Annotated in this window: 1 protein-coding gene; it reads left to right on the top strand. The window is 62.6% G+C overall.

The window, feature by feature from the left end:
• The coding region (locus ACXJ7R_RS34745) for an ABC transporter substrate-binding protein (protein ID WP_457155740.1) at positions 1 to 855 on the top strand (855 nt) is incomplete at both ends.

The raw sequence follows: 855 nt of genomic DNA, 5'->3' as shown, positions 1-855 counted from the left end.
CCACCAAGGGCGGCCAGTATGACGTGAAGACGATCGGCACCTATGAAGTTACGATCTGGGCCAAGCAGAGCTGGCTTCTGCCGCTCGACAAGCTCGGCGACGACTATGACGCCAAGGACATCATCCCGGCCATATCAGGCGGTCTTTCGGTTGATGGCAAGCTCTATGCAGCGCCCTTCTACGGCGAAAGCTCCTTCGTCATGTACCGCAAGGACCTGATGGACAAGGCCGGGCTGAAGATGCCCGAYGCGCCGACCTGGGACTTCATCAAGCAGGCCGCCGACAAGATGACCGACCGCGCCAATGGCGTGAACGGCGTCTGCCTGCGCGGCAAGGCCGGTTGGGGCGAGAACATGGCTTTCCTGACCGCCATGTCGAACTCCTTCGGCGCACGCTGGTTCGACGAGAACTGGAAGCCGCAGTTCGACCAGCCCGAATGGAAGAACACCCTGCAGTTCTATGTCGACCTGATGAAGGCCGACGGTCCCGAGGGCGCATCGTCCAACGGCTTCAACGAAAACCTGGCGCTGTTCCAGCAGGGCAAGTGCGGCATGTGGATCGACGCCACGGTCGCCGCATCCTTCGTATCGGACCCGAAGAACTCCACCGTCGCCGACAAGGTCGGTTATGCGCTGGCACCCGACAATGGCCTGGGCAAGCGCGGCAACTGGCTGTGGGCCTGGTCGCTGGCCATTCCCGCCGGCACGCAGAAGGCGGATGCTGCCGAGAAGTTCGTCTCCTGGGCAACCAGCAAGCACTATGCCGAACTGGTCGCCTCGAAGGAAGGCTGGGCCAATGCTCCTCCCGGCACGCGCTCCTCGCTCTACGCCAATGCCGACTACCAGAAGGCGGCTC

The sequence above is a fragment of the Mesorhizobium sp. P5_C1 genome, assembly GCF_054049815.1.
Note: the sequence above shows the minus strand (reverse complement) of the source record. Positions and strands in the feature narration are given on the sequence as shown.